The organism is Frisingicoccus sp., assembly GCA_016298055.1.
In the GTDB taxonomy this organism is placed as follows: Bacteria; Bacillota; Clostridia; order Lachnospirales; family Lachnospiraceae; genus Frisingicoccus.
In genome coordinates this window covers 1-2377 of sequence record JAEDDO010000246.1, presented here as the reverse complement: position 1 = coordinate 2377, position 2377 = coordinate 1, and the positions used below count along the sequence as shown (strand labels likewise).

Here is a 2377-nt window from a genome sequence, read left to right as displayed (position 1 = left end):
CGGACATGGCTGATTATCTTTTTGTTTATGTTTTTCCTGATTATGATTCCGTTCCCATTTTTCTACAGTGAGACGTATATACCGTTTGTGGGAGGCATTCCGAGTTATCTTTTCGGATGGTTTGCACATACAGCTGTTACATTTACGTTGATCATTGTATATTTTCGCATGTGTATGAAGAGAAAAGAATACCATGTTTACGATGAAGATGAAAAAGAGAAAAAGGAGGAAAAATAAATATGAATGGAGCAATTCAGCCATCACCAATACCGTTTTATTCTGTACTGGTGATTTATCTTGGAATCATGGCATTTATCGGATGGTATGCAAGTCGTAAGACAAGCAGTCTTGGAGACTTCTTTGTGCTTAGCGGAAAAGCTGGTGTGATTGTCAGCGGTATTGCATATTTTTCAACTCAGTTTTCTATGGGAACATTCCTTGGAACTCCTGGAACAATTTATGGAGTGGGATATGCAGGAATGGCAATTTCTGTACCGGGTGCAGTATTTTGTATGATTTTACCTGCTGTTTTGATTGGACGAAAATTGATTACTCTTGGACACGAATATGGATTTCTCACAATGGCTGATTATCTGACTGACCGTTATCATTCAAAAAGTATGAGTGGAGTGTTGGGAGTTATGATGTTGTTCTTCCTGATTCCTATGATGGGAGCGCAGATCATTGGAGCAGGAGTTATTGTTCATGTATTTACTGGACTTCCTGAGTGGGCAGGAGTTGTAGGAATGGGTATAATTGTTATATTATATTGTATGGCAGGTGGAATGAAAGGAGCGATGATGACAGATGTCATTCAAGGCTCTCTTATGATAGGAACCGCAATTGTTACGTTTGTTGTGTCAATAGTGATGGGAGGCGGTTTTGAAAACATTAATCATACATTGCAGAATATGAATGAGGCTTATTTGACATTCCCAGGTGCAAATGGTTATATGCCGTGGACATATTATGTTTCTAACATTGTACTGTGGTCATTCTTTACTATGGGACAACCACATTTGTTTACGAAATTCTTCGCTATGAAAGATCACAAAACAATGTTTAAGGCAGTTCTCCTGGGTACAGGCGGCATGTTTTTGTCAGCAACTTTGATTGAGTGGGCTGGTGTAAATGGAATAGCATCGATCCAGAATATTGAGAAGGCAGATCAGATTGTTCCGATGATTCTTCAAAGAGGACTGAATCCATTCCTTGCGTCGATTTTTATTTCTGGAATTGTTGCGGCAGGTATGTCTACAATTGATGGTATTTTGGTTACTACAACTGGTGCGGTAACAAGAGATATTTATCAGAAGCTTATTAATAAGAAAGCGACAGATGAAAGCGTCATGAAGTTATCAAAAGTTGTAACAGTGCTTATCGGTATCATCGTAATTTGTTTTGGAGTATTTCAGCCGGGAAGCATTTTTGAAATTAATTTATTTGCGTTTTCTGGAATGGCAGTGTTTGTAGTGCCGATTTTGTTTGGAATGTATTGGAAAAAATCAACGGCAAAGGGTGCAATTGCGGCGGTTGTAGTAGGAGTAATTGCTCTTTTGTGCTTTACATTGATTCCATCTGTGAAGGCGATGGCGTTTGGGTTCCATGCATTATTCCCGTCAACAATTCTGGGAGCAATTACTATGGTTATTGTTAGTAATATGACTCAGGCACCGCCGCAGGAGACAATTGAACGTCATTTCGCAATTTTTCAAAAAAAATAAAAGCGAAGACAAGAAGGAGGAAATGATATGTATCTTGGAAAGATGACGACAGCTCAGGCGAAAGAAGCATTCAAAAATGATCCGATTATTGTGATTCCGGTTGGAAGCACAGAACAGCATGGGACACAGAGTGCACTTGGAACGGACTATATGGTTCCGTCATATTTGGCAGATCATATTGAAGATGTGGACAATGTGATCGTAGCACCGACTGTTCCTTATGGCGTATGCCCGTATCATTTGAGCTTTGAAGGTAGTATTAATATTGGATATGAGGGCTTATATCTTGTGCTTCATGGAATAATGGACTCATTGATGCAACATGGTGTACGAAGATTTGTAGTTCTCAATGGACATGGCGGAAATACTCCTTCTATTGATAGGGCGGCACTTGAGGTATATCATAAAGGTGGTGTGTGTGCCAGTGTAGACTGGTGGAGTTTGGTGGCGCAGCTTGATGATAGATTCCAGGGAGGACACGGAGATGTTTTGGAGACGTCTGCCATGATGGCGATTGCTCCAGAATCAGTACATTTGGAACTTGGTAAACCGATTAATGCGCAAAATCCGACAAGCGAGATGAAAGCTGCATATATTCAGGCTGTGAATTTTAAAGGTGGTACAGTCAGACTTGTGCGAGATACAAAAGAAAT

3 protein-coding genes are annotated in these 2377 nt (G+C 40.0%); all 3 read left to right on the top strand.

Features of this window, described 5'->3' with window-relative positions; genetic code table 11:
* Positions 1 to 237 (top strand): hypothetical protein (locus QZZ35_RS11175; protein WP_291237475.1); only part of this gene is annotated, 237 nt, incomplete at its 5' end.
* Between the two features lie 2 nt (positions 238 to 239).
* Complete coding sequence (locus QZZ35_RS11170) at positions 240 to 1724, top strand: sodium/pantothenate symporter (protein WP_291237474.1); 1485 nt, start codon at positions 240 to 242, stop codon at positions 1722 to 1724.
* A 27-nt stretch (positions 1725 to 1751) separates the two neighbouring features.
* A partial coding sequence (locus QZZ35_RS11165) for a creatininase family protein (protein ID WP_291237473.1) occupies positions 1752 to 2377 on the top strand: 626 nt, incomplete at its 3' end.

Excerpts from the sequence above, each read along its gene's own strand:
- QZZ35_RS11170 (WP_291237474.1), top strand. The coding sequence starts at position 240 with ATGAATGGAGCAATTCAGCCATCACCAATACCGTTTTATTCTGTACTG.